The following is a 26,082-nucleotide window of genomic DNA, read 5'->3' as shown; positions in this document are numbered from 1 at the left end:
CAAACGACCGGTTCAACAGTTCCACTCCGAGTGGGTAGGGCTTCGGAAGAGTAGTGCTATCTGCCACGGAGTTCTCGCATGGCTGCTCCGAGCCGGCTGCTCCATCCGCCGCCGCCGGCATCGTACGGCGGTTCGTCCATCTCCTCCTCGCTTTGCGGGCGGGCGCCCTGCGCGGTCTGGCCGAGCCAACCGGCCCAGTCCTCGCTGAGCATCCCACCGAAAGTCTGCGTGGCTTCGGCCGGAGGCAGCGCCGGGGGCGCGCCCAGTCCGGGGACCATGGCCGGGTCCGGGGCCGGGGGAAGCGCGGGCAGCGCCGGCTCGAACTGGCTGGCGGCGAGCGCTGCCTGCTGCTGCGCCGCCCATTGGTAAGCCTGCTGATATGCCTGCGCCATCGCGCCTTCGGTCATGCCACCGGCATTGTTCGACCCATAGCCGAAGCCGCCGCCGAAGCCGTAACCGGGAACGTTAGCGTACCCTGACGCGCCCGGTGGGGCGTATTGCGGATTTGTGCCGAACTGCTGCATGAACTGGTTCTGGCGCAGCTGATCGGCGATCGGGCCGCCGAAGATCATGACCGCGACCCAGCTCTGCCCGTCGCCGAGCATGCGGCCGAGGAACTGCGAGAGCATGGCGGGTCCGGCGTTCGGTGGCAGGCCACCGCCCGCGCCGCCCCACTGCGCGCCGCTGTCCCAGCCGGGTCCCGCTCCGCCGGCGCCGCCGCCCGAGCCGTCGCCGTACGCGGCGACCTCTGAGCCCGAGCCGTACACGTCGGGCAGCTGATAGGCGGGGGGCTGATACGGATCACCGCTGGTGGCTACGAGACTCTCGTAGATCGGTGATCCGGCGATGTTCAGATCAGACGTGCTGGTCATCCGGGCCCTCGCCGTTTCATGTTCCTTCGCTCTTCGAAGGCTGTCCCTGAGGCGAAAGCACGTGCGGATGCCGGGATCGGTTCACCGGCGTCGGGAAAGATTTTTCCGAACGGGCTTGCGGCCCTCTTCCGGCAGCTCATCGCGGCGGTCGGGGCGTCGAGAACCTGTCAGGCGGTGTCGGCGGAGGGCAGAGCCCAGGGCAGCATCGCCCACACGGTACGGCCGCAGCCATGTTCCGTATTCACGCCCCACAGCTGGGCGAGCGCGCTGACCAGAATCAGGCCGCGGCCGCTCTCGGCGTCAGGCTCCCGGACCCGCGGCCCCGACGGGCCGCAGCCCTGATCGGTGATCGCGAGGTACACGGTCTGCGCGGTGGTCTGCAGCTGGCAGGTGATCTCGCTGCTGTCCGTGTGCACGAGCGCGTTGGTGAACAGCTCGCTGACGATCAGCGCCGCGTCCTCATATACCGACTCGCCGACGCCCCAGTCGTGCAGCTGCTCGGTGATCCGGCTGCGCGCGGTGGACACGCTGGCTCCGTGCGCCGGCAGGTGGAAAACGTCGCGGTGCAGGAACCCGGACTCGCCATGGAAGTTATGCGCGGGAAGGACGGCCGTCGTGATGGCGGCCGGACTGGAATGCGCCGGTCCGTCCTCATCGGCTGCGCTCGCGGCGGCATCGAACGCCGCCGGAATGGCCGCCGAGGCCGGGTGGGAACGGTTCACGAGCGTCTCGCCTTCCGCGCCGAGGTGATCGGGCCTCGCGCGGCGCGCCGTCGGCGGCGACTGCGGACGCTGAATCACAGGAATCACTATGCTGTCCGCCAGCAACGGATGGCAAGAGTCAACCTGGAAATTGCAGAATCGGATGAGCAGACTGTTCGCTGCGTTACCGACATGGCACACTGAGCCGCATGGCGGCCGGTGCGGAGGCAGAACGTGAGCGGTGACGTACGGTCGTCGGGTGGCGCCCCGACGGTGATGCGAATGGTCCTTGGCAAGCGACTCGAGGACCTGCGCAAGCAGGCCGGGCTCGGCTACGAGGAGGCCGCGGCGGCCTTGGACGTCACGCATTCCACGATCCGGCGCATGGAGAAGGCTGAGGTCAGCCTCAAGATTCTCTATGTCGACCGGCTCTTGCGCATGTACGGCGTCACCGAGCCCAGCGAGATCGAGGCCTTCCTGGCCCTGGTGCGCGAGGCCAACCAGCCCGGCTGGTGGCACCGCTACCGGGACGTGCTGCCTGACTGGTTCAGCGCGCACGTCAGCCTGGAGGTCGAGGCCGCGCTCATCCGTGCCTACGAGCCGCACTACGTGCATGGGCTGCTGCAGACGCCCGATTACGCACGTACGGTGCTGCGCGCGGGCCTTCCGCACGCCCCCGATCCGGAGATCAACCGGCTGGTCGATCTGCGGGTCGAGCGTCAGTCTTTGCTGAGCCGTGACAACGCGCCACGGTTCTGGGGCGTCATGGATGAGACGGTCTTCCGGCGCGCGGCCGACCGCAAGGTGCTGCGCGCTCAGGTGGACCGGCTGATCGAGGCTTGTTCGCAGCCCAATGTGACTCTCCAGGTGATGCCGTTCGCGGCCGGTCCGCATCCCGCGATGTACGGGCCGTTCTGTATCTTCCGGTTCCGCTTCCAGGAACTGCCGGACATCGTCTACGGCGAATCGCTGACCGGGGCCGTCTACATCGACGACCGCGATGACGTGTCCGTCTACCTGGAGGCATTGGACCGGATGTGCGCACAAGCCGCACCCGCACCATCCACTGAGGCGTATCTCAGTGGCATTCGCAAGGAGATCTAGAAATGACCGACACCGACATATACAACGGAATGCCGGCGACCCACCTGGGTCAGCATGGCTGGATGAAGCCCTGGAGCGGAGGGAACGGCGGAAACTGCGTCGAGGTCCTCAAGCTGCAGGACGGCAGGATCGCGATGCGCCAGTCCACCGACCCGGAGGGGCCGGCCCTGGTGTACACCGTCTCGGAACTGTCCGCCTTCATCGAGGCGGCCAAGACCGGCGGCGCGGACTTCCTGCTCGGATAACACCGCACTATCGCAGTACCGAACAACGCAGTATCGAACAACGCAGCACCGAAACACCGAAAGACCGCAGTACAGAACACCGCATCACCCACGTGACGGTGCACGGGACGTGTCCGGGCGCTGATTACGAATCCTGATACCGTCCCGGTTCCGCCGTACGAGCAGAGCCCCGCCCCCACGGGCCTCACCCCCACAGGTCCCGCGGGTCCCTGCCACGAGGCGGAACCGGGCGTCCACGCACCGCGCGGCCCGTTACGCGGAATTTGAATGATCCTCATGTTTTAGCTCAGTCTTGGCAGTGCGCTGACTGACTCTTTACCCTACTCACGAGTAGGTTGACGCGACGCAAGGCACTCCTCACCGCCTGTTCTTCCTGCCTTCGGAGCGTCAGCAGTGCGCCCAACCCACACCCACACCGTCCCCACCAGCATCCGGCGCCCATTCGGGCGCCGTCCTTACACCCGCCGTCCACACCTGTTCACCGTCGCGGCCGCGACCGCGGCGCTATTGGTGTCGGCAGCCGCCGGTCAGGCGCAGGCAGTGGCGTCGAACGTCGCTTCACGAGCGACCGCCGTCACCTCGCCGACCGACTACTGCGGGGGTCAATGCTCCGACATTCTCCCCCCGGGAGAGAACGGGTCCGAAACCCTCGCCGACATCATCCTGTTCAAGGTCTTCGGCGTACATCCATCGAACAACAACGATCAGCTGACCAAGTATGACAACCTGGTCAATTCCTACACGGGGCTGACGACCGCTCAGATCAACAACTTCTACAACGACTCCTCCCTCGGTGCCACCAGCATCACGCGTACCGAGACACCGGAAACCGGAGTCACGATCCAGCGAGACACCGCTGACATCCCGCACATCTACGGCCAAACCAGGGCCGAGACCGAGTTCGGAGCCGGATACGCGGGCGCCGAGGACCGGCTGTGGGTCATGGACCTGTTCCGGCACATCGGACGGGCCGAGCTGACCTCCTTCGCCGGCGGCGCACCCGCCAACCGAGGGCTCGAACAGAACGTGTGGCGGACCGCCCCCTACACCGAGGCCGATCTCCAGGCGCAGGTCAACGCGCTGGCCGCGGACGGCGCCCGTGGCGCGCAGCTTAAGGCGGACGCGGACAACTACCTGGCCGGCGTCAACAACTACATCTCGGTCGTCAAAGCCGCCAACGACTTCCCCGGCGAGTACGACCTCACCGGGCAGTCGATGGCGAACTTCACCGAGACCGACCTGATCGCCATCGCCGGCGTCATCGGCGGCCTGTTCGGCAACGGCGGCGGCACCGAGGTGCAGTCCGCGCTGGTGAAGGAGGCGGCCGAGTCGGCGTACGGGGTCACTCAGGGTGACGCGATCTGGGCCGCGCTGCGCGAGCAGAACGACCCCGAGGCAACGCTGACCCTGCACAACGGCCAGAGCTTCCCCTACGGCGAGACGTCCGGCGCAGTCACTGGCACCGCGATGCCCGATTCCGGCTCGGTGCAGGGTGTCAACGTCGTGCAGAACGCGACCGGCTCCGCGAGCACCAGCGCGGTGAAGGCCTCGGCCACGGCAAAGGCGGCTACCAATGCCGCGACCGCCAAGGCCGTGCAAGCGGCTGACACCAAGCTTGCCGCGAAGCTTCCGGCCTCGCTGCGCGCGCAGACGAGCGGAAAGCTCAGCGCGCTCAACGGCATTTACAACAACGGCGCGGCGCCCGGCATCGACATGCCCGGGCCCGGCCAGCAGCACCCGGGCATGTCCAACGCGCTGGTCATCTCCGCGGCTAACAGCGCGTCAGGCCATCCGATCGCGGTGTTCGGCCCGCAGACCGGGTACTTCGCTCCGCAGCTGCTCATGCTGGAGGAGATCGAGGGTCCGGGTATCAGCGCCCGCGGAGCCGCCTTCTCCGGGTTCAACCTGTATGTGGAACTCGGCCGCGGCCCCAGCTACTCCTGGAGCGCGACCTCCAGCGAGCAGGACACCACCGACACGTACGCGGTCACGCTGTGCAACGCGGACGGCTCCAAGCCCACCACAAGCTCGACTTCGTACCTGTACCACGGCGTCTGCACACCGATGGACAAGATGGTGGCGCACGACTCGTGGAGCCCGACCGTCGCCGACAGCACCGCGGCCGGCTCCTACGACTTGACGACGTATCGCACTAAGTACGGGCTCGTCGACTACACCGCTACGGTCGGCGGCGTGCCCGTGGCGTATACGGCGCTGCGTTCGACGTACATGCACGAAGCGGATTCCGCCATCGGCTTCCAGATGTTCAACGATCCGAGCGTCATGTCCACGCCGCAGGGCTTCGAGAGCGCGGCCTCGAACATCGGCTACGACTTCAACTGGTTCTACGTCAACTCGGCCCACGTCGCGTACTTCAACTCGGGCCTGAACCCGGTACGCGCGGCCGGGACCGACCCGAACCTGCCGATGTGGGGGACCGCCGCCGACGAATGGCAGGGGTACAACCCGACCACTAACTCGGCGAGCTACACGGCGCCGTCAAGCCATCCGAACTCGATCGACCAGGACTACTACGTCAGCTGGAACAACAAGCAGTCCCTCGACTACAGCGCGGCGGACGGCAACTTCAGCTGGGGTCCGGTTCAGCGGGTCGACCTGCTCGACCAGGGCGTGAAGGCGTACTTGGCGACCGGGGCGAAGTTCACCCGGCCCGCGCTGGTGCAGGTGATGGAGAAGGCGGCGTTGACCGACCTGCGCGGCAAGCAGGTGTTGCCGCTGCTGCTCCAGGTCATCAACAGCCAGCCGGTCACCGACGCGAACCAGAAGGCCTTGGTCGACGAGTTGACGACCTGGCTCAATGCCGGGGCGACGCTCACGCCGACCGCGGCCGGTTCGAAGGCCTATCAGAACGCGGCCGCGCTCCAGGTGTTCGACGCCTGGTGGCCGCTGCTGATCCAGGCCGAGTTCCAGTCCGGAATGGGTACGAACCTATTCAACGCGCTGGTCAACGCGATGCAGGTCAATGAGTCCCCGTCGGCGGGCCAGCAGATCACGGTGAGCGGGACGGTGGTCTCGTCGACCGAAGCGCAGCCGCACAAGGGCTCGTCGTTCCAATACGGCTGGTGGGGCTACGTCAGCAAGGATCTGCGTAAGGAACTCGGACAGAGCGTCACCGACCCGCTACCGGTGGCGTACTGCGGCGGCGGCAATCTGTCCGCTTGCCGGAGCGCGCTGCTCAGCTCGCTGACGCAGGCCGCGGCCGAGTCCGCCGCGACGGTGTACCCGGCCGACTCGACCTGCTCGGCAGGCGACCAGTGGTGCGCGGACAGCATCGTCCAGGACCCGCTCGGTGGCATCACCGACAGTCCGACGAACTGGCAGAACCGGCCGACGTTCCAGCAGGTCGTCGAGTACGCCTCGGGGCCGTGATATCGAATTGCCCGCGGCAATGGATACGGTGTACCAATAGAAGCAGTATCCTGATATAATAAGTTCACACCGAGCAGCCGGCCCGGACCTCGAGGGGAGGTCCGGGCCGACTGCTGTCTCGGGCTCTTCCACGATCGTGGCGGCCCGACCGTGAGCGCGCAGGCTTTCGATACCTGCCGGGCCCAACCACGCTCACCGACAAAAAAAGTTGTCTTGACAAGAACTGCCGTCGGTGGGACGGTGGGGTCATGTTCGAGGTGACGGTGATCGAGGATCCGGCGGCCGCGGAGGCCTCCCTGGATCCGATGCGCGCGAAGCTGCTGGCCGCACTGGCCGAGCCCGGTTCGGCCACCTCGCTGGCCGCCCGGGTCGGCCTGCCGCGGCAGAAGGTGAACTACCACCTGCGCGAACTGGAGCGGCACGGCCTCGTCGAGTTGGTCGAGGAGCGGCGCAAGGGCAACGTCACCGAGCGTGTCCTGCGGGCCACCGCGGCCGCCTACGTGATCTCGCCGGTGGCGCTCGCCGCGGTGCAGCCCGACCCCGGCCGCTCGCCCGACCGGCTCTCCGCGCACTGGCTGCTCGCCCTCGCGGCCAAGCTGGTGCGCGACGTCGGGGAACTGCTGGTCGGCTCGGCCAAAGAGCACAAGCGGCTGGCCACCTTCGCGCTCGACGGCGAGGTGCGCTTCGCCTCCGCCGCCGATCGGTCCGCTTTCGCGCAGGAACTCGCCTCCGCCGTCGCGGCCCTGGTCAGCAAGTACCACGACGAGACCGCGCCGCGTGGCCGGCCGCATCGGCTGGTGGTGGCGGTGCACCCGGTGGTCCGTCCCGGCGAGCCGCAGACCGGCGCGGCCGATACAACAGACGAAGACGAATCTGGGCAATCAACGCAATCCACGCAAGAGACGGACTGAGGGATCCTGAGATGACGCACGAATTCGAGATCAGCGAGCAGATCGAGGTCGAGGGCACACCCGAGCAGATCTGGGACGCCATCGCCACCGGTCCCGGCATCGACTCCTGGCTGATGGGTCGCAACCAGATCGATGCGCGCGTGGGCGGGCGCGGCAGCATGGAGATGGGCGGGTTCGTCAGCGAATCCACGGTCACCGTCTGCGATCCGCTCAAGCATTTCGCCTTCCGCACCGACCCCGGGCCCGACGGCTCCTTCCACGCCTTCGAGTTCCTGATCGAGGCGCGCGACGGCGCCAGCGCCGTGCTGCGGTTCGTGCACAGCGGCTTCCTCGGTGAGGATTGGGAAGCCGAGTACAACGGGCTGCGCAAGGGGGACCCGATGTACCTCCAGAAGCTCGCGGAATACGTCAAGTACTTCTCCGGCCGGTACTCCGCGCCGATCGGCGCCTATGTCGGCGAGACGCCCGACCGGCAGCGCACGTGGGAGTTGCTGCACAGCGCCTTGGGAACCTCCGCCTCGGGCGCGGTAGGCGACGAAGTACGCCTGACGCCGGCCGGGTTGGCACCGATCGACGCAGTCGTGGACTACGTCAGCGAGGACTTCTTCGGGGTGCGCTCCGCCGACGCGCTCTACCGGTTCATCTACGGCTACAACGGAGCGGTCGTGCTCGGCCATCACATCTACGGTGCGCCGGGCCAGCCCGCGCCGGATGTGAACGAAGCCCAGGAGGCTTGGCAGAACTGGCTCGCCGCAGTGTTCGGCTAACCGGCGGCGCAAGTGGCTACGGCGTGGCCCGGCTCGCTTTCGCGAGCCGGGTCACAGTGCTATTGCGGCAGGGTACGGTGCGTAATAACCGCCTTTGCGGGCAACGAGGAAACCGGCCGCCCCGCATGGCCGAGCCGAGAAGAGACTGAGATTCTGGCAATAAGTACGGAAAAGCTCAGGCCGATCGGTCCACGCCAGGTCGGCGACCTTGTTAGCCTGGCGTGCGTGCCCAAGCTCGATGCCCCGAACGGCCGCGTAGTCCTGCCAGGTCCAGGCATCGGCGACGAGGTGAACACGATCGACGCGAACAGCCCGTTCCCGCGGGACGCGGCGCCGCAGCGCCCGGTCTTCGAGGGCACCGCCCTCCAGGGTGCGAACCCCCAGGACCAGGGCTCGAACGGCGTCGCGCGCGGTGAGGGCGCCCCGGCGAAGTACCGGCCGCATTCGCGTCATCCGCATCAGCTTCAGCAGACCGACGAGATCACCGGGATCGAGCCCAGGTCCGCCGGCTCCGCGGTGAAATCCGCCGGCTCTGGCGTGAAGGCCACGGTCCCGGGCGCGAAGTCCGCGGCCAAGGCTGCTCCCGAAGCCGACGCGGAAGTCCACGGCGACGCCGATACCGAGCCGGCGCCGGTGATCATCGCCGAGTCGATCATCGCGGCCGAGGCGACGAAGAGCGCGGGCTCCGAGGTTCTCGCGCCCGGCGCGGCCGAACTGCTCGAAATCCAACTCGGCGGCCGCCCGCACGGCCTGCGCGGCGTCTTGCGCATCGCGCGCGAGCTGGTTGCCCAGACTTACCGGCGCGGCGTCGAGATCGAATTGATGCACCGGGCCTTCGGATTCGCGGCCCTGGGCTTCGTGACCCTCGTGCCGCTGCTGATCGTCGTGGCCGCCGCGGCGCCGCTCAACGGCCGCAGCTTCCCGGCCTGGGCGATCGCCGGGCTCGGCCTTTCCGGCCGGGCGGCCAGCGCGGTCAACGGCCTGTTCGGTCCGGCCGCGCGCGTGCTGTCCACCACCACCGCGCTCAGCGCCGCCGTACTGGCGGTCTTCGGCCTCTCCTTCGTCTCCGTGGTGCAGACCGGGATGGCGCGGGTCTGGGAACTGCCGGCCGCGCGGCTGCTGTCCGTGTGGCGGCAGGCGATCTGGCTGGCCGTGCTGATCGGGCTGCTGATCGTGGGCGCGGACCTGCTCGCGTTGCTGCACGACGGCTGGTTCATCACGACACTGCGATGGTGCGCCACGGCCGGCGGAGCGCTCGCCTTCTTCTGGTGGACCCAGCACTTCCTGCTGGAGAGCCGGGTGCCGTGGCGGGCCCTGCTGCCGGGCGCGGTGCTCACCGTGGCCGGCCTGGTCGGGCTGCGCATCTTCTCCGCGGTGATCTTCAGCCCGCTGATCGTGTCGAGCGCTATCACCTATGGAGCGATCGGCGCGGTCCTCATCGTGGTCTCCTGGCTGATCGGCATCGGCTACGTCATATTCGGCGCCGCCCTGCTCGGCCGGGTCATCTATGAGGCGTTCGGAGGCGAACACACGTGACCGGCCGGGGACTATCACCGCCGGAGCGGTTCGACAGGTTGGTCGGCGAGCTGATCGACCGGCCCGGCGTCAGCTACGGCAAGGACGAGCCGGGCGCCGCGAACCGCTTCGGCTCGAACGCGCTGAAGGTCGGCGGCAAGATCTTCGCGATGCTGGTGCGCGACAGCCTGGTGGTGAAACTGCCGCGGCGCCGGGTGGACGAACTGGTCGACGCGGGCGAAGGCATCCGTTTCGACCCCCGCGGCGGCCGCCCGATGACGCAGTGGCTGGTGCTCGATCCGGCCTCGAAGCTGGGTTGGCTGCCGCTCGCCGCAGAGGCGATGCAGTTCGTAGCGCCGTAGGCCACGTCGAAAGCAGCCCAAAACACCACACGAATGCGGCGTCGAAGAACGGCGCGGCGCGCCTACCTCGCAGATCTGGCTGCTGGACAACGTGTAGGCGAGATGTAGGCGGCCCCTAGCAGACTGTGTCCGGGGCGTCGGTGTGGCGTGAGCACGGGGCATGCCACACCGACGCGGTCGGCGTAACATTCCTGCATGGCCGCTGTAGACGGGGTATCCAGCGACGACGACAAGGCAACCACCGCAACCGACATCGACAAGGCAAGCAAGACCGGCGCACTCACCGGAACCGAGCAGAACGCGACGGCGACCGAGGCGCACGCCGCCATGGACGTGCTCGTACTTGGTCCGGTCGGCGTCGGTCATCCATTTCGCACGCCTTCCTCCAACATTCTGCGCGCGGTTCTCGCCGCGCTAGCGCTGGCCGGGCCGGGCGGGCTCTCCGGCGGGGAGCTTTTCGAGACGGTCTGGGGCTCGCGAGACGCGCGCTCCATGGACTCCACGCTCACCGTGAGCATCCACCGCCTGCGTCAATGGCTGCGTACCTTCGCGCACAGTCACGTGTCGGTAACCCGCACGACGACGGGTTACGCCCTCGATCTCTCCACCGGTGAGGTAGACGCCGACCGATTCCTACGGCTCGTCGAGGCCGCCGAGTCGCTGGAACCTGCCGCAAAGGCCGAGGCGCTCGGCGCCGCGCTCGCCCTGTGGCGAGGACCGGCCCTCGCGGACGTGCCGGACGGAAGCGCGGATCAGGCCGCGGTGATGCGGCTGGAACTGCGGCGCGTAACCGTCGTCGTCGACTACGCACGCGCCCTGTTGGCGATCGGACAACCGGAGCAGGCGGTGCACGCACTCAGCCCGCTCGTCGAGAGCCACCCACTCGATGAACGCGTTATCGGCGCCTGGATCGAAGCCCTTGCCGCTACCGGCAGGCAGGCGGACGCCCTCGACGCCTACGAGCGGCTTCGCCTTCGGTTGCGCGACGAGATGGGCGCCGACCCCGGCCGGGCGCTGAGCCAGGCGCTCACCCGAGTATTGCGGCAGGAGGTGGCGGAGCAGTCCTTCGACGAGGAATTCGAACAGTCCGAGGCGGCGGTTGCGAGCCGCGATGTGCTGACACCGGCTCAGCTCCCGGCCGACACGTACGCGTTCACCGGACGCACCGCGGTTCTTGCGCGCCTCGATGCGTTAACGCGCGACGCTGACTCTCCGGGCCATCGTTACCGCATCGCCACGCTCACTGGTGCCGGCGGTATCGGCAAGACCGCGCTGGCCGTCCACTGGGCGCACCGCGTCGCTCCGCTTTTTCCCGATGGCCAGCTATACGCGAACCTGCACGGCTTTTCCACGGCTAATCCGGAGCGGCCGATCGATGTGCTCGGCCGGTTCCTGCGCGCCCTCGGCGTCACCGGCGGCAGCGTGCCCGTGGATCCTGCGGAAGCCAGTGCGCTGTTTCGCTCGTTGCTGGCGAATCGCCGGGTGCTCGTCCTTCTCGACAATGCCGCTGACGCTGCGCAGGTACGCCCGCTATTGCCCGGCGCGGAGACCTGCCGGGTGCTGGTCACCAGCCGCGACCGCCTGGACGGTCTCGTCGCGCTGGATGGCGCGCAACCGATCAGCTTGGACGTGCTGACCGAGCGTGAGTCCGTCGACCTGCTCGTGCGCATCCTCGGCGAGACCCGCGCCGCGGCCGAGCCAGAGGCGGTCCTCGAACTGGCCCGCGCCTGCGCCGGTCTTCCGCTCGCGTTACGCATCGCCGCGGCCCAGTTGGTGGTTCAGCCCGACCGGTCGATCGCCGAACTGGTCGGGCAGCTCACCGCGGCCCGGCTGGACGCGCTCGTGCTCGGCGGCGATGAGTCCAGCCAGGTGCGCGCCGTGTTCGACCTCTCCTATGTCCGGCTGGATCCGGAGGCCCGGCGGCTGTTGCGGATGATCGGCGCGATTGCGGAAGTCGACCTGACCACCGGTTCCGCCGCGGCGCTGCTCGGTTGTACTCCCGAGGAGGCCGAGCGAGTCCTGGACAGGCTCGCCGCCGCGCACCTCCTGAGCGCACATCTGCCGGGCCGCTACGACTGCCACGACCTACTGCGCGATTACGCGGTCGAGCGGGCCGGCGCTGAGGACGCACCGGAAGAGCGGGAGGCCGCCGCGCGCCGGCTGGCCACCTGGTTCGAAGCCGGAGTCGACGCCGCCGTTGACCTGGTCTATCCGGACCGGGACCGGCTCCCGCCGATCGACCAACCGGACAGCAAGCTCGAGCGCCAGCCGAGCGCGGCGCTCGGGAGCGGCTTCGAGTTCCGGTTCGACGAGGTCGCCGACGCGCTGGCCTGGTTGCGCACGGAGCACCGCAACCTGCTCGCCGTCATCGCGCACGCGGCCGATTGCGGTCCGCGCTCCAGCGCCTGGCGGATGGCCTTCGAGCTACGGGCGCATTTCTACGGCGCGGAACTGCACACGGACTGGTTCGCGGTGGTGGCCTCGGCGCAGCGCGCCTTGGCGGGTGAGTCGGATCCGCTCGGCGTCGCGGCGCTGGGCACCATGCTCGGTGACACGGCGCAGCTGCGCAGCGATCTTCCCGTGGCCAGGGACTACTTCGTGCGGGCAGCCGAGGCCGCGAACGAGGCCGGCTGGCTCTCCGGAGCCGCCACCGCCACCATGCGGCTTGGCCTGAACTACTTCGACGCCGGTGAGGTCGAATCGGCGAAGGCCTGCTTCACCCGCAGCCTGGAGTGGTACCGCCGCAGCGGCTCGAAGTCCGGGGCGAGCCGCGCGCTGGGCAATCTCGGCCTGGTGCACTGCGAGACCGGTCCGCTGAGCGTCGCGATCGAGCTGCTCTCGCAGTACCAGTCCGAGCCGGCCGAACCGGACAGCGATTCCGCGCGCATCCGGGCCCAGAAGCTGTGCGTCCTCGGGTTCGCGCACTCGCTGGCGGGTGACTTCGCCGAAGCACGCCGGCTGCTGGATGGCGCGCTCGACCTTGCCGAGGCCAACGGCGAGACCCGCAGCGCCAGGCTCGCGCACTGCGATCTGGTCGCCGTGCACTGCATCCTGGGTGACTTCGCGCAGGCCCGCTATCACGCGACGCGCGCGGAATCGCTTGGTGAGCAAGCGGGAACGCCACGGGCGATGACGCAGACCGACTATGCGTGGGGTCTGATTCACGAGGGCGAGCGCGACTTCCCGCGAGCGCTCGAGTACTACGACGAGGTGCTTCGCAAGGCCCTGAGCTTCGGCGACTCGGACCACGAACTGTTGGCGCTCTACAGCGGCGCCTCGGTTCGCCGAGCGCTCGGTGCGCTGGAGGAGTCACTGCACGAGGCGCAGCAGGCGCTCGCGCTGAGTCATGAGCGCGGCTGCCGGGTGTACGAGACGCGGGCACTGAACGAGCTCGCGGAGACGCATCTGGCGCTGGGCAACCTGGATCGCGCGCGGCAGCACGCTGAGCGTTCGACGGCCCTCAGCGCCGAGGTCGGTTGCCGGCTCGAGCAGGCGAAAGCGCTGCGGGTGCTCGGCGATGTCCTTCGGCAGGAGGAAGGCGAGCAGGCCGCGTTGCCGCATTGGCGAGAAGCGCATGCGTTGTTCGTCGAACTCGGCTCGCCCGAGGCGCGGCGTTTGGCGGTGCGCGGCGTCTGACGCACCGCTACGTGCGGCGTCACGTTAAGCGACGTGTCAGGTTGCGCGGTGTCAGTTAGGTGCGGTGTCAGTTAGACGCGGCGAGGTCAGGCGGCGCCGAGGTCGAGGCGGTCGCCCATTGCGGCGAGGTCCGCGCTGATGCGCGCCGCGGCCCGCGCAAGCGCGGGAAGGACGGTTTCCCGCGCGTGCTCGGCGTCGATGCGGCCGGCGTGCATGGAGACGTTCACGGCGGCCACCACCCGGCCGCGATGGTCGCGGATCGGCGCTGCCATCGAACGTAACCCCTCCTCAAGCTCCTGATCCACGAGCGCGTATCCGTCCGCTGCGACGTGCTGCAGGAGCGCGGCCAACGCCGCCGGGTCGGTGATTGTGAAGCGGGTCAGCGGTTTGAGGTCGGTGGCGGCGAGCCGTGCATCGCGTTCGGCGGAGGGCAGGGCGGCGAGCAGTACGCGCCCCATGGACGTCGCATACGCGGGGAATCGCGTGCCCACCGTGATGGCGGCTTGCATGATTCGGCTGGTGGCGACTCGTGCGACGTACGAGATCTCTGGTCCGCGCAATACCGCGACTGAGGTCGACTCGTGTACCTGCGTGCTCAGTTCCAGCAGGTGCGGCCGGACCAATTCCTCGATGCCGCGGCCGCAGAGTCTGGCATATCCGAGTTCAAGTACAGCGGGCAGCGGTACGAAGAGCCTGCCCTCGGCATCGAGGCAGTCGGCGTAGCCTTCCTCGCGTAAGGTGATCAAGGCTCTGCGAGCGGTCGCTCGCGGAAGGCCGGTGGCGTCCGCGACCGCGCTGAGCGTCATCCCGCCGCGCCGCGAGCCGAGTGCGACCAGCACCGTAAGCCCACGAGCCAGCGAACGAAGATAGTGCGCGCCGAGATCTCGTTTGGGCTCGTCGATCAGCGCGGCAGTGGGCAACCCGCGCGGAGCCTGGCCGGAACCGGTGCTGGAGCCTGAGCCGGAAGGCGGGCTGGACGCGCGACGCAGCGTGGCCGGCTCTCGCGAACCGGCCAGTTCGTCCTCCATCCGCCGTGCCGCTTCGCGCAGGCGGCCGAGTGCGTGATCCCGCAGCGACTCGGCCGAGTGCCTGCTGGTGTGGCTCACCACGCTCACAGCGGCGACGACGCGGCCGTCCGTTCCATCACGTACGGGCACCGCGACCGCGATCAGTCCCGGCTCGATGAGCTGATCGTCCAGCGCCCAACCCGCCTTCGCGGCGGTGGTCGCGCGTTCATCGAAGGCTGATTCAATCTCCTGCGGCGGGGGACTGCCTGGAACGGGAGGAAGGGGCGAGAAGGTCGTGGACGCGCCGCCTCCGGCCAATCGCCGCGACGTCAGTCGTCGTGACCACTGCGCGCGCTGTTCGGTGGACCAGTGCGGAGCGAACAAGGCTCCAGGGGCGCATCGCTCGGCCGGCAGCAAATCGCCGACTCGGAACGCCAGCGTCATGGTCCGGCGCCGTGGAATCTGCACGACGAAACGCGCGCCGTCCCGGTCCGGCACCGCCACGGACACCGATTCGTCCAGCTCGTCGGCGAGCCGAACGGCGAATGATTCGAGGGCGTCCGGCAGGCCAGAGGCGGCCAGATAGGCATTGCCGAACTGCATCGCGCGCGGAGCCAGCGAAAACGCGCGTCCGTCGGTGCGTAGATAGTCGAGGTGGGTCAGGGTGCTGAGTACCCGGTCTACGGTCGAACGCGCCAGGCCGGTCTCGCGGACCAGATCGCCAGGCCGCACCGCATCCTCGCGGCTCGCGCACAGCGCGCGTAGGACCGCAAGCCCGCGCTCCAGTGGCGCGACGGAGTCGGTAGCAGCCAATGCGCCTCCCTTCACCCGAGCCGTCCACAGCACTATCCATCAGCCGCGAGCGGCCAACGGCCAACCGTTGACAACCGGCCCACCCGAGACGGAAACTCGGGGCAGTCGATTATGAACTTTAGTTCACCAGGCGAACAGACTCAAGGGCAGGCAGGAGCGCGGATGGACAAGGTGGCGGTCTCGGCCGCGGCGGCGGTGGCCGATATCCCCGACGGCGCCTCGCTCGCGGTCGGCGGCTTCGGCCTCAGTGGCGTCCCGAACGTCTTGATCGAGGCGCTGTACGCGGCCGCGGCGAGCGGGCTTTCCGTCGTGTCCAACAACTGCGGCGTGGACGGCGGCGGCCTTGGCGTGCTGCTCGCTGCGCGCAGGATCGCGCGGGTCACCGGCTCTTACGTGGGCGAGAACAAGGAATTCGCGCGCCAATACCTGGCCGGCGAGCTCGAGGTCGAACTGATTCCGCAGGGCACGCTCGCCGAGCGGCTGCGGGCCGGCGGTTGCGGCATTCCCGCCTTCTTCACGCCCGCCGGCGTCGGGACGCAGGTCGCCGACGGTGGCCTGCCCTGGCGCTATGCGGTGGACGGCTCGGTCGCGCTCGCCTCGCCGCCGAAGGAGGTGCGCGAGTTCGACGGCGCGCAGTACGTCCTGGAGCGCGGCATCGTGACCGACTACGCGCTGGTGCACGCGGCAAAGGGCGATCGGCACGGGAACCTGCTGTTCGCAAAGGCCTCCCGCAACTTCAACCCGCTGGCGGCGATGGCGGGCCGGGTCACCATCGCGCAGGTCGAAGAGCTGGTGGAGCCGGGGGAGTTGGACCCCGACGAGGTACACCTGCCGGGGGTGTTCGTGCAGCGGATCGTGGCGCTCAGCCCCGAGCAGGCGGCGGACAAACGGATCGAGCGGCGCACGGTGACGCATACGAGCACTGCGACCGAAATGGCAGGACCCTGATGGCTTGGACCCGTGAGCAGATGGCCGTTCGAGCGGCAGCCGAGCTGACGGACGGCGAGTACGTCAATCTCGGCATCGGCCTGCCGACGCTCATCCCGAACCATCTGCCGGCCGGCGTACACGTGACGCTCCAGTCGGAAAACGGGATCCTGGGCGTCGGACCATACCCGGCCGACGAGGACGTGGACCCGGACTTGATCAACGCGGGCAAGGAAACCGTCACCGTGCTGCCCGGCGCGGCCTTCTTCGACTCGGCCCTCTCCTTCGGCATGATCCGCGGCGGCCACATCGACACCGCGGTGCTCGGCGCGATGCAGGTGAGCGAGCAAGGCGATCTGGCGAACTGGATGATCCCGGGCAAGATGGTCAAGGGCATGGGCGGGGCGATGGATCTGGTGCACGGTGCCCGCCGTGTCATCGTCCTGATGGAGCACACGACCCGTGACGGCGCCCCCAAACTACTTGAGCGCTGCGCCCTCCCGCTCACCGGCCGCGCCTGCGTGCACCGCGTCATCACCGACCTCGGCGTGCTCGACGTCACCGAAAAGGGCTTCGTCCTGGTCGAGACGGCGCCCGGAACCACCGCCGACGACCTGGCCGCGCGCACGGCCGCCACCGTCATCGTCCCCTGATGCCTTCGCAGGAGGTGCCCGCGTTGCTCAACCCGGACGTCGAGAAGCAGTCCGACATAGATGCCGAGATCGAGGCGCTGCATTCAGCGGCGCCGCAATCGGCGTCTCTGCGATCGCCGGCGCAGCGCGACGGCGCGCAGCCGGACTCGGCCACATCGCAGCACCCGCGCCGCGACTACGCCCCATACCGCAGCAGTACGCTGCGACACCCGAAGCAGAGCCCGATCGCGATTACCGATCCCGAGGCGGCCGAGCTGCACGGGCCGGTTTTCGGGGTCGGCGATGTCGCCGCGCTCGACGCGGATCTCACCCGGCAGCACCGCGGCGAACCGCTCGGCGAGCGGATCACCGTGACCGGCCGGATCCTGGACCGCGACGGCCGGCCCATCCGCAGCCAACTCGTTGAGATCTGGCAGGCCAACGCCTCGGGGCGCTACGCGCATCAGCGCGATCAGCATCCGGCGCCGCTCGACCCGAACTTCACCGGCGTCGGCCGCTGCCTGACCGACGGTGACGGCCGGTATCAGTTCACGACGGTCAAGCCGGGCCCGTACCCCTGGCGCAACCACCTCAACGCCTGGCGTCCGGCGCACATCCACTTCTCGCTGTTCGGCACCGCGTTCACCCAGCGGTTGATCACGCAGATGTACTTCCCCGGCGACCCGCTGTTTCGGTACGACCCGATCTTCCAGTCGGTCACCGACGACGCGGCGCGCGAGCGGCTGATCGCCGCATACGACCACGATCTTTCCAGCCCGGAATGGTCGCTCGGCTACCGCTGGGACATCGTGCTCGACGGTCCGGCCGCGACGCTGTTCGAAACCGGCGAGCCCGACGACAGCAATGGAGCAGTGCGCTGATGACCGCCGAACCGAACTCGCCGGCGACCCTCCCGATCACGCCTTCGCAGACCGTCGGCCCGTTCTACGGTTACGCGTTGCCGTTCGCGCTTGGCGGCGAAATGGCGCCCGCCGCGCATCCTGACGCGATTACTGTGCACGGATACGTGCTCGATGGCGCGGGCCTGCCGGTTCCGGACGCGCTGTTGGAGTTCTGGCAAGCCGGCCCCGATGGCTCGCTCACCGGCGCCCCCGGCTCGCTGCGCAGCGATCAGACCACGGGCACGCTGCTCGGCCGGGACCACACCCGATTCACCGGCTTCGGCCGCATCGCCACCGATGCCGACGGCCACTACGCGATACGAACCCTGATGCCTCCTGGACTCGGCGCATCAGCCCCCTACCTCTGTGTCTGCTTGTTCGCCCGAGGGCTGCTGCATCACCTGTACAGCCGCGCCTACTTCTCCGATTTTGAGACCGCTAACGAGGCCGATCCGCTGCTCGCGGCGCTCGAACCACGCCGCCGCAGGACGCTGATCGCCAGTTTGGAGGCGGCGCGGACGTACCGCTTCGACGTGCGCATTCAGGGAGGTGACGGCGATGAGGCCGATGCCGAGACGGTATATCTCACCTTCCCCGTGGGATGACGATCCGCTGGGCACGCTGCTGGAAACCGAAGCGGCGCTGGCGAGGGCCAAGGCCCGGCTCGGCCGGATTCCGCAGGCCGCCGCCGATGCGATCGTGCACGCGACGCGGCAGCGATACGAATACAACGAGGTGCGCGACTTCGGCGAGGAGCACGCGACCATCGTCGTGCCCTTAATCGAGCGGCTGCGTCAGCAGATGCCCGAGGAGTACCACGAGCACCTGCACAAGCCGGCCACAAGCCAGGACGTCATCGACACGGCTCTGATGCTCCAAGCGTCGCGGAACATCGGCTTGACGATCCCGCTGCTCGATCGCTGCGTCGCGGCGGTCAGAAGGTTGACCGCCGAGTTCGGCGAAACACCTCAGCGGGCCCGCACACTGCTTCAGCCCGCGCTGCCGAGCACCTTCGGCAATCTGCTGACCTCCTGGCAATCAGCCGTCGAAGATGCGTGCACTCGCTTGGCCGCGGTCCACGACCACTCCCTCGCGGCGCAGCTCGGCGGCCCGGTCGGCGACCTCGACGATCCCGAGCTCGTTCGCACGTTCGCCGCCGAGCTCGGGCTCGCGGCACCGGAACGCGCCTGGCACACAGTGCGTACGCGCGTCGTCGACGTGGCCACCGCGCTCGGCTTGACCATCGGCGCGCTCGGCAAGATCGGTGTGGACGTGATCGTGTTGTCGCAGCCGGAGATCGGTGAGTTGGCGGAAGGCGCGCTGGGCTACTCGTCCTCGATGCCTGACAAGCGCAACCCGGCTCGTTCCGTTCAGCTCGTCGCGCTCGCCCAGCGCAGCCCTGGTCTCGTCGCGACCGTCTTCTCCGCGCTGCCGCAGGAGCTGCACCGCGCCGCCGGACGCTGGCAGTCCGAGGACGCAGTCATCAGGGAGCTGCTGGTTCTCACCGGGAAGGCCGCACATCACGCGGTCACATTGCTCGAAGGCCTCAAAGTCTTTCCGGACCGGATGAAGGCGAACCTCGATGGCTGATCGACCTCTGCTTCACTACCGCCGCGACGGTCGCGAGGAGAGCGACGACACGCGGCCACCACTGATCCTCGGGCCGTCCATCGGAACGTCGATGCGGCTCTGGGACGAGGTGATTCCGGCGATTGCAGCCGAACACACCGTGATCCGGTACGACCTGCCCGGCCACGGCGGCACACCCTCGAACGTGCTGCCCAGCCTCAAGCCCGGCGCGATGACGATCGCCGACCTCGCTCAGGCGGTCCTCAACCTCGCCAACGCCCTGGGTATCAAGCGGTTCAATTACGCCGGCGTCTCGTTGGGCGGCGCGGTCGGGACCTGGCTCGCGATCCACCGACCCGAGCGGATCGCGTCGCTGGCCATCGTGTGCTCCTCGGCCCGCTTCGGCGATCCACAGTACTGGCAGGCGCGCGCGAAGCTGGTCCGCGACGAGGGCACCGGTCCGGTCGCGGACGCCGCATCAGCACGCTGGTTCACCGACGGCTTCGCCGCTTCCGGGGCGCCTGTCGCCAAGGCATTGCTCGACGATCTGCGCGGCGCGGATCCGTCCGGCTATGCCGCCTGCTGCGACGTGCTCGCCGGGATCGACTTGCGCGAACAGCTTGGCGCCATCGCCGCGCCCACACTCGTGATCGCAGGCTGCGAAGACGTCTCGACCCCGCTCGCGCACGCGCGTGAACTCGCGGACGCGATCCCGGCCGCGGCGCTGCTCGAAGTTGCCGACGCGGCCCACCTTGCCGTTGTCGAGCAGCCGCGCATCATCGCCGACGCGCTGCGCGCCCACTTCGCCTCCGAACCGAATGCGAATCCTGGCACTGGACGCCACGACGCGGGGACGGCAGCGCGCCGTGCCGTACTCGGTGACGCGCACGTGGACCGTGCGATCGCGAACACCACCGCCTTCACCGCCGACTTCCAGGCCTTCATCACGCGCTACGCCTGGGGTGAGATCTGGACCAGGCCCGGCCTCGACCGGCGGATGCGCAGCGCGGTGACGCTCACCGCGCTGGTCGCGCACGGGCATTTCAATGAACTGGCGATGCACCTGCGCGGCGCGCTGAACAACGGCCTCAGTCGCGAAGAGATCGGCGAAATCCTGCTCCAGACCGCCGTCTACTGCGGCGTCCCGGCAGCCAACGCGGCCTTCGCCGTAGCCCAACAGGTCTTCGCGGACCTCGACGGCAGCGGCCAAAGCGAATCAGACACCTGAAAGACGAGGGGGAGGACGACGTGCGTACCAGCGTCGGGATCATAGGCGCCGGACCGGCCGGCCTGCTGCTCTCACACCTGCTGCGCCAGGCCGGGATCGAAAACCTGGTGCTGGAGAACCGGACCCGCGACTACGTCGAGCACCGGCAGCGCGCCGGTGTGCTGGAACAGAACACCGTAGACGTGCTGCGCGCCTCGGGCGCCGGCGACCGCATGGACCGCCTCGGCCTGCGGCACGACGGCATCGAGCTGCGCTTCGCCCGCGAGGCGCACCGGGTCGACTTCCCCTCGCACACCGGCGGCCGCAGCGTCATGGTCTATGCGCAGACCGAGGTCGTCAAAGATCTGATAGCGATCGGTGAGCAGCAGGGCGGCACGGTCCTGTTCGAAGCCGCAGCGCTCGCGATCGAGAAGGCCGACACCGCGACCCCGCTGATCCGCTACCGGCACGAGGGCGCCGAGCACACGCTCGAATGCGACATCGTCGTGGCTTGCGACGGCTTCCACGGCATCGGCCGCGACTCGATCCCGGCCAGTCTGCTGCGCACCTGGTCACACGAGTATCCCTTCGCCTGGCTGGGAATCCTCGCCGACGTACCTCCGTCGTGCGACGAACTGATCTACGCCAACCACGAACGCGGATTCGCGCTGCACAGCATGCGCTCACCGCAAATCAGCCGGCTGTATCTCCAGGTCGCTCCGGACGAGGACCTGAAGGCCTGGTCAGACGAGCGGATCTGGGCCGAACTCGACGCGCGTTTCGAGCTGCCCGGCTGGCGTCTTGAGCACGGCCCGATCACCGAGAAGGGGATCACGCCGATGCGCAGCTTCGTCGCCGAGCCGATGCGGTACGGCCGCCTCTTCCTCGCTGGAGACGCCGCGCACATCGTCCCGCCGACCGGAGCGAAGGGCCTCAACCTGGCGACCGCCGACGCGACATTGCTTGCCGCCGCGATCATCCAGGCGCAGGACAAGGGCGACGAGAGCCTGCTCGACGCGTACTCGGAAACGGCGCTGCGCCGGGTGTGGCGCGCCGAGCACTTCTCCTACTTCATGACGACGATGCTGCACCGCGATCCGCACGCCGACGAGTTCGCGCATCGGCTCCAACTCTCGAACCTGCGCTACATAGCGTCGTCCGACGCCGCGGCCGCCTCGCTCGCCGAGAACTACGTCGGGCTGCCGGTCGTGTGAGCCAGCGGTACTGCGCTACGCGGCTTGTCCCGTTTTGCTGGACACAGAATCCTGATAGGCCTGTGTGCTGCTGACCTGGACGAATGCCACCGCGCTGCGGATCACCTCCGGGTCGCGCAGGATCCGGTTGTGCCCGAGGCCGGTCGTACTCAGCAACTCTGCTCCCTGCCACGCGGCGGCGATCGCCTTACCCATGCCGAACGGGATCTGCTTGTCCGCACGGTCGTGGATGACCAGCAGCGACGGCAGTTGCGCGTCATCGAGTGGCGGTTCGGCCTGGGACACCGCTGTCGCCCGGCCGACCGCGTCGAAGTCTGACATCGGCCGACCGGTCCGCAGTTCCAGCCGCCGCATCAAGCCGGTCCGAACGCGGTCGCCGAAGCCGAGCATCGCGGCGAATCCCCGCATGAACTGCGTCGGGTCAGTCATCGGCGAGATGAGCACGAGGCGCCTCGTGGGCAATCCGTCGAGTACCGCGAGCGCTGCCGACCCGCCGCCGAGCGAGTGGCCGATGACGGCGTGCGCGGGCCCGAACGCCCGCGCGGCGGCCGACAATGCGGCCGTGAACTCGGTGATCAGACTGCGGTTGGCCCCGAACGAGCCGGGACCGGAATCGCCGTGACTTGGCGTGTCGATCGCGACGACCCGGAACCCGGCGGCGGTCAGCGGCGCGACAAACGCGCCGAACTGACTGCGATGACCGCCCCAGCCGTGCAGGAGATAGACGACAGGACCGGAGGTACCCCAGACCTCTGCGACGAACGTCGGTTCCGCATTCCTGTGCAGCGGGATGGTGACGAGGTCGCCCGGTGCGGCCGGCACCGCACGCGACCGGTCCGCATGCTGCACCGTGCACCAAACCCGTTCGGCCCAGCGCGCGCCCAATCGTGGCGCTCGGCGCTCCAGCGTCCGGAAGGCGGCGCGGGTAGCGCGCTGCCGCAACGCGAAAGAAGAACGAACGATCGTGCTTTTTTCGATGAGTGACTCGGTCATTGAGAACTCCGATTAGTTAGCGGTGAGGCTGCGTAAGTCAGGCAGTCAGTCGGCGGCTACGTAATGCGTGGTGTCACGCGTACCGCGTCGATGAGCGCTTCGAAGGCATGCCGGGTGCGGCTCTCCGCCTTCGGGTCGTTGAGCAGCCGGCAGGCGTGGAAGAACCCGAGCATGACGGCGTGCAGGTCGTGCGCGAACTGTTCCGCGTCGGCGTCCGGCCGGAACTCGCCCTCCGCGATACCGGTGCGGAACATCTGCGCCACCGAGTCGGCGAAGTCCCGATGGTCGCGCACCAGCTGGTCACGCACGGGTCCCGGCTGGTCGTCGAACTCTGCGGAGGCGGAGACGAACAGGCACTCGGAGCCGCCGTGGATGATCGTGCGCAGCCAGTGCTCGAACAGCGCACGCACTCGCCGCTCGCCGCGCGGCGCCTTGAGCGCGGGCCGCACGACCTCCTCGCTGAACAGGTCGCGGGCCCGTTCGAGCACCTGAAGCTGAAGCGATTCCTTCGACTTGAAGTGCGCGAAAAGCCCGCTCTTGGACAGTTCGAGCCGGGAGGCGAGCGAGCCGATGGTCAGGCCGGCGAGCCCCAGCCGCGCGGCCGTCCCGACCGCCTCGTCGAGAACCGCCTGTCGAGTCGCCTCTCCTTTGCTCACGCGAACATTCATAGCACGATCGTTCGTTCTGCGGAAGATCCGTTCGGCGCCACCGCTATCGCGGTGAACAGCAACCCGTCCCGCACCAGCCAATGTCCGGTGAATCCGAGCAGCGTGACCCCCGCGACCACCGGTCCCGGCACCAGCAACCGCGCGTAAAACGAACCCGATTCGTGATCAGGCGCCCGGAAGTCGACGCTCGCCTCCTCGAAGTCGAGCCACCGGCCGGTCAGCGGAAACCACGCCTTGTACACCGACTCCTTCGCGCTGAACAGCAGCCGGTCCCAGTGCACGGCCGGCTGTTGCGCCGCGAGCCGTTCCAGCCGCTCGCGTTCCTCCGGGATCGTGACCGTGGTCAGCACCTCCGGCGGCAACGCCTCGTGCGGTTCCGCGTCCACGCCGATGGTCGCCAGCTCCTCGCTGCGAGCGACCACGGCCGCCCGGTACCCGGCGCAGTGCGTCATGCTGCCCACGATGCCGGCCGGCCATTGTGGTGCGCCGCGTAGGCCGGGCAGGATCGCGACGGGTGCGACGCCGAGCCGGGCCAGCGCGCTGCGAGCGCAGTGCCTGACGGTGGTGAACTCCAGCCGCCGCTTCTCCACGGCTAACGCGAGTTCCGCCTGCTCCTCGGGAAACAGCACGGCGTCCGGGGGATCGGTCCGCGTCTCGACGGCAATCGCGCCGGGCGGCAGCAGTTCCTCGATCACGCCCGCTCCTCGATCATGCTCGCAGTGTGTCAGGCACAGTACAGCCGCACCAAACCTCCGAGCGCAGCGGCACCGAACTTCCAATGGACGCGACAGAGTGCAACCGCCCCAAACGTTCGTATGCTTCGTTGAGGAGTGATCGCGCCGCGGCCTACGATCAGCCTGCGACCCGGCGAACAAACCGGTGGAGACAACGCGTAGAGACGAGGTGCGGTCGTCGTGGACACGGATGTCATCGTGGTCGGAGGCGGGCTTGCCGGGCTGGTGGCGACCGCCGAACTGGCCGACGCCGGACGGCGGGTGATCCTCGTCGAGCAGGAACCGGAGGCCTCGCTCGGCGGCCAGGCGTTCTGGTCCTTCGGCGGACTGTTCTTCGTCGATTCCCCGGAACAGCGCCGGATGGGCATCCGCGACTCCCACGAGCTGGCCTGGCAGGACTGGCTGGGCAGCGCCGGCTTCGACCGCGAAGAGGACTACTGGCCGCGGCGCTGGGCCGAGGCTTACGTGGATTTCGCCGCCACCGAGAAGCGCTCCTGGTTGCACGCCCAGGGCGTGCGCCTCTTCCCGATCGTCGGCTGGGCCGAACGCGGCGGCTACCTCGCCGACGGTCACGGCAACTCGGTCCCGCGCTTCCACATCACCTGGGGCACCGGACCCGGAGTCGTCGAACCCTTCGAGCGGCGGGTGCGCGCCGCGGCCGCTGAGGGAAAGGTGCGATTCGCGTTCCGGCACCGCGTCGATGACGTCATCGTGACCGACGGCGCGGTCACCGGCGTACACGGCACCGTGCTCGAACCCAGCGATGCCCGGCGCGGCGCGCCGAGTTCGCGGACCGCAGCCGGCGAGTTCTCCTTTACCGCTCAGGCAGTCGTGGTCACCTCGGGCGGCATCGGCGGCAACCACGAGCTGGTGCGCCGCAACTGGCCGGCGCGGCTCGGTCAGCCGCCACGCAACCTGCTTTCCGGCGTTCCCGCGCACGTCGACGGGCGCATGCTGGAGATCGCCGACGCGGCGGGCGGCCGGCTGATCAACGGCGACCGGATGTGGCATTACACCGAGGGGGTGACCAACTGGAACCCGGTCTGGCCGCTACACGGAATCAGGATCCTGCCGGGTCCGTCCTCACTCTGGCTGGACGCCACGGGACGCAGGCTGCCGGTGCCGCTGTTCCCCGGCTTCGACACGCTCGGCACGCTGGAACACATCATGCGCACCGGGCACGAGTACACCTGGTTCCTGCTCACCCAGAAGATCATCGAGAAAGAGTTCGCGCTCTCCGGCTCTGAACAGAACCCTGACTTGACCGGCAAGAGCATCAGGCAGCTGCTCGGCCGGATCGGTCCGGGCGCCCCGGCCCCGGTCGAGGCGTTCAAGCGGCACGGCGTCGACTTCGTGGTCGCCGACTCGCTGCCGCGACTTGTGGACGGGATGAACGCGCTGACCGACAAGCCGCTGCTGGATCTGGGCGAGGTGACCAGGCAGGTGGAGGCGCGCGACCGGGAGATCGGCAACAAGTTCACCAAGGACCTGCAAGTTACCGCGATCCACGGCGCGCGGGCCTACCGCGGAGACCGGCTGATCCGAGTGGCCGCCCCGCACCGACTGCTCGATGAGAAGGCAGGGCCGCTCATCGCCGTGAAACTCAATATCCTGACGCGCAAGTCGCTCGGCGGCCTGGAAACCGACTTGTCCGGCCGAGTGCTGCGCGCGGACGGGCAGCCGCTACCTGGCCTTTACGCGGCAGGCGAGGTGGCCGGCTTCGGCGGTGGCGGCATGCATGGCTACCGGTCGCTGGAGGGAACCTTCCTCGGCGGCTGCCTGTTTTCCGGCCGCACGGCGGGACGCGAGGCCGCCAAGGCGGTCTCGTGAACCGCAGAGTATCAGGGCTCTAATGCTGTATCGCGAGACTGTCACAGTACTCTGATCATGCCCGTGTCGTGAAAGTTTCACGC

At 68.5% G+C, this 26,082-nt stretch carries 22 protein-coding genes; 16 read left to right on the top strand and 6 right to left on the bottom strand.

Annotated features, from left to right (window positions below; genetic code table 11):
- Window positions 1-56: 56 nt before the first annotated feature.
- Together VN779_RS11630 and VN779_RS11625 are read right to left on the bottom strand one after the other, a co-directional pair.
- Window positions 57-872 carry a hypothetical protein gene (locus VN779_RS11630; RefSeq protein ID WP_325722496.1) on the bottom strand — a complete coding sequence of 272 codons (816 nt, stop codon included), beginning with the start codon at window positions 870-872 and terminating at the stop codon, window positions 57-59.
- A 167-nt stretch (window positions 873-1,039) separates the two neighbouring features.
- On the bottom strand, window positions 1,040-1,594 hold the full coding sequence (locus tag VN779_RS11625; RefSeq protein ID WP_325722495.1) for an ATP-binding protein: 555 nt from the start codon (window positions 1,592-1,594) through the stop codon (window positions 1,040-1,042).
- A gap of 261 nt (window positions 1,595-1,855) precedes the next feature.
- Between VN779_RS11625 and VN779_RS11620 the strand changes: the two genes are divergently transcribed.
- The 8 genes from VN779_RS11620 (at window position 1,856) to VN779_RS11585 (ending at window position 13,503) form a co-directional block, all read left to right on the top strand.
- Window positions 1,856-2,677 carry a helix-turn-helix transcriptional regulator gene (locus VN779_RS11620; protein WP_325722494.1) on the top strand — a complete coding sequence of 274 codons (822 nt, stop codon included), beginning with the start codon at window positions 1,856-1,858 and terminating at the stop codon, window positions 2,675-2,677.
- A 2-nt stretch (window positions 2,678-2,679) separates the two neighbouring features.
- Complete coding sequence (locus VN779_RS11615) at window positions 2,680-2,922, top strand: DUF397 domain-containing protein (RefSeq protein WP_325722493.1); 243 nt, start codon at window positions 2,680-2,682, stop codon at window positions 2,920-2,922.
- Between the two features lie 393 nt (window positions 2,923-3,315).
- Window positions 3,316-6,312: a penicillin acylase family protein gene (locus VN779_RS11610; protein WP_325722492.1), complete on the top strand. Its 2,997-nt coding sequence runs from the start codon at window positions 3,316-3,318 to the stop codon at window positions 6,310-6,312.
- Between the two features lie 248 nt (window positions 6,313-6,560).
- Window positions 6,561-7,223: a helix-turn-helix domain-containing protein gene (locus tag VN779_RS11605; RefSeq protein WP_325722491.1), complete on the top strand. Its 663-nt coding sequence runs from the start codon at window positions 6,561-6,563 to the stop codon at window positions 7,221-7,223.
- Window positions 7,224-7,234: 11 nt separating this feature from the next.
- The gene (locus VN779_RS11600) at window positions 7,235-7,990 is read left to right on the top strand and encodes an SRPBCC domain-containing protein (protein ID WP_325722490.1); all 756 of its coding nucleotides are present in this window, start codon (window positions 7,235-7,237) and stop codon (window positions 7,988-7,990) included.
- Between the two features lie 225 nt (window positions 7,991-8,215).
- A complete protein-coding gene (locus VN779_RS11595; protein WP_325722489.1) occupies window positions 8,216-9,526 on the top strand; it encodes a YhjD/YihY/BrkB family envelope integrity protein in 1,311 nt (436 codons plus the stop codon).
- Window positions 9,523-9,867 (top strand): hypothetical protein, encoded by a 345-nt coding sequence (locus VN779_RS11590; protein ID WP_325722488.1) that lies wholly within the window; start codon window positions 9,523-9,525, stop codon window positions 9,865-9,867. Before VN779_RS11595 ends, VN779_RS11590 begins: the two co-directional genes overlap by 4 nt.
- A gap of 195 nt (window positions 9,868-10,062) precedes the next feature.
- Window positions 10,063-13,503, top strand: a complete 3,441-nt coding sequence (locus VN779_RS11585) for an ATP-binding protein (protein ID WP_325722487.1) — start codon at window positions 10,063-10,065, stop codon at window positions 13,501-13,503.
- Window positions 13,504-13,589: 86 nt separating this feature from the next.
- On the opposite strand, the gene VN779_RS11580 is transcribed toward VN779_RS11585, so the two are convergent.
- Entirely contained in the window at window positions 13,590-15,323 is a 1,734-nt protein-coding gene (locus VN779_RS11580) for an IclR family transcriptional regulator domain-containing protein (protein WP_325722486.1), read from the bottom strand.
- Window positions 15,324-15,485: 162 nt separating this feature from the next.
- On the opposite strand from VN779_RS11580, the gene VN779_RS11575 reads away from it, so the two are divergent.
- From VN779_RS11575 to VN779_RS11545, 7 genes are read left to right on the top strand one after another with little or no spacing between them, the layout of a single operon-like run.
- A complete protein-coding gene (locus VN779_RS11575; RefSeq protein ID WP_325722485.1) occupies window positions 15,486-16,271 on the top strand; it encodes a CoA transferase subunit A in 786 nt (261 codons plus the stop codon).
- Window positions 16,271-16,903, top strand: a complete 633-nt coding sequence (locus VN779_RS11570) for a CoA transferase subunit B (protein ID WP_325722484.1) — start codon at window positions 16,271-16,273, stop codon at window positions 16,901-16,903. The genes VN779_RS11575 and VN779_RS11570 overlap by 1 nt, the downstream gene beginning before the upstream one ends.
- Window positions 16,903-17,763, top strand: coding sequence for a protocatechuate 3,4-dioxygenase subunit beta (gene pcaH / locus VN779_RS11565; RefSeq protein WP_325722483.1), 861 nt, complete (start codon window positions 16,903-16,905; stop codon window positions 17,761-17,763). The genes VN779_RS11570 and pcaH overlap by 1 nt, the downstream gene beginning before the upstream one ends.
- Window positions 17,763-18,389 carry a protocatechuate 3,4-dioxygenase subunit alpha gene (pcaG, locus tag VN779_RS11560; RefSeq protein ID WP_325722482.1) on the top strand — a complete coding sequence of 209 codons (627 nt, stop codon included), beginning with the start codon at window positions 17,763-17,765 and terminating at the stop codon, window positions 18,387-18,389. The genes pcaH and pcaG overlap by 1 nt, the downstream gene beginning before the upstream one ends.
- The gene (locus tag VN779_RS11555) at window positions 18,352-19,374 is read left to right on the top strand and encodes a lyase family protein (RefSeq protein WP_325722481.1); all 1,023 of its coding nucleotides are present in this window, start codon (window positions 18,352-18,354) and stop codon (window positions 19,372-19,374) included. The genes pcaG and VN779_RS11555 overlap by 38 nt, the downstream gene beginning before the upstream one ends.
- Entirely contained in the window at window positions 19,367-20,581 is a 1,215-nt protein-coding gene (pcaD, locus tag VN779_RS11550; protein ID WP_325722480.1) for a 3-oxoadipate enol-lactonase, read from the top strand. Before VN779_RS11555 ends, pcaD begins: the two co-directional genes overlap by 8 nt.
- A gap of 20 nt (window positions 20,582-20,601) precedes the next feature.
- Window positions 20,602-21,774 carry a 4-hydroxybenzoate 3-monooxygenase gene (locus tag VN779_RS11545; protein ID WP_325722479.1) on the top strand — a complete coding sequence of 391 codons (1,173 nt, stop codon included), beginning with the start codon at window positions 20,602-20,604 and terminating at the stop codon, window positions 21,772-21,774.
- 15 nt (window positions 21,775-21,789) lie between these two features.
- On the opposite strand, the gene VN779_RS11540 is transcribed toward VN779_RS11545, so the two are convergent.
- Genes VN779_RS11540 through VN779_RS11530 form a run of 3 tightly spaced genes read right to left on the bottom strand, consistent with a single transcriptional unit; the run spans window position 21,790 to window position 24,130 of the window.
- The gene (locus VN779_RS11540) at window positions 21,790-22,767 is read right to left on the bottom strand and encodes an alpha/beta fold hydrolase (RefSeq protein ID WP_325722478.1); all 978 of its coding nucleotides are present in this window, start codon (window positions 22,765-22,767) and stop codon (window positions 21,790-21,792) included.
- 56 nt (window positions 22,768-22,823) lie between these two features.
- Window positions 22,824-23,423: a TetR/AcrR family transcriptional regulator gene (locus VN779_RS11535; RefSeq protein WP_325722477.1), complete on the bottom strand. Its 600-nt coding sequence runs from the start codon at window positions 23,421-23,423 to the stop codon at window positions 22,824-22,826.
- 8 nt (window positions 23,424-23,431) lie between these two features.
- The gene (locus VN779_RS11530; protein ID WP_325722476.1) at window positions 23,432-24,130 is read right to left on the bottom strand and encodes a 4'-phosphopantetheinyl transferase family protein; all 699 of its coding nucleotides are present in this window, start codon (window positions 24,128-24,130) and stop codon (window positions 23,432-23,434) included.
- A 219-nt stretch (window positions 24,131-24,349) separates the two neighbouring features.
- On the opposite strand from VN779_RS11530, the gene VN779_RS11525 reads away from it, so the two are divergent.
- On the top strand, window positions 24,350-25,999 hold the full coding sequence (locus tag VN779_RS11525) for an FAD-binding dehydrogenase (RefSeq protein ID WP_325722475.1): 1,650 nt from the start codon (window positions 24,350-24,352) through the stop codon (window positions 25,997-25,999).
- Window positions 26,000-26,082 lie beyond the last annotated feature (83 nt).

The sequence above is a fragment of the Actinocrinis sp. genome (assembly GCF_035605935.1).
GTDB lineage: Bacteria > Actinomycetota > Actinomycetes > Streptomycetales > Catenulisporaceae > Actinocrinis.
This window is presented reverse-complemented; position numbering and strand designations above follow the sequence as displayed.

Coding starts and splice junctions, on each gene's coding strand:
- VN779_RS11615 (WP_325722493.1), top strand. CDS start 2,680: ATGACCGACACCGACATATACAACGGAATGCCGGCGACCCACCTGGGT.
- pcaG (WP_325722482.1), top strand. CDS start 17,763: ATGACCGCCGAACCGAACTCGCCGGCGACCCTCCCGATCACGCCTTCG.
- VN779_RS11555 (WP_325722481.1), top strand. CDS start 18,352: ATGCCGAGACGGTATATCTCACCTTCCCCGTGGGATGACGATCCGCTG.
- VN779_RS11585 (WP_325722487.1), top strand. CDS start 10,063: ATGGCCGCTGTAGACGGGGTATCCAGCGACGACGACAAGGCAACCACC.
- pcaD (WP_325722480.1), top strand. CDS start 19,367: ATGGCTGATCGACCTCTGCTTCACTACCGCCGCGACGGTCGCGAGGAG.
- VN779_RS11630 (WP_325722496.1), bottom strand. CDS start 872: ATGACCAGCACGTCTGATCTGAACATCGCCGGATCACCGATCTACGAG.
- VN779_RS11540 (WP_325722478.1), bottom strand. CDS start 22,767: ATGACCGAGTCACTCATCGAAAAAAGCACGATCGTTCGTTCTTCTTTC.
- VN779_RS11605 (WP_325722491.1), top strand. CDS start 6,561: ATGTTCGAGGTGACGGTGATCGAGGATCCGGCGGCCGCGGAGGCCTCC.
- VN779_RS11575 (WP_325722485.1), top strand. CDS start 15,486: ATGGACAAGGTGGCGGTCTCGGCCGCGGCGGCGGTGGCCGATATCCCC.
- VN779_RS11600 (WP_325722490.1), top strand. CDS start 7,235: ATGACGCACGAATTCGAGATCAGCGAGCAGATCGAGGTCGAGGGCACA.
- pcaH (WP_325722483.1), top strand. CDS start 16,903: ATGCCTTCGCAGGAGGTGCCCGCGTTGCTCAACCCGGACGTCGAGAAG.
- VN779_RS11620 (WP_325722494.1), top strand. CDS start 1,856: ATGGTCCTTGGCAAGCGACTCGAGGACCTGCGCAAGCAGGCCGGGCTC.
- VN779_RS11570 (WP_325722484.1), top strand. CDS start 16,271: ATGGCTTGGACCCGTGAGCAGATGGCCGTTCGAGCGGCAGCCGAGCTG.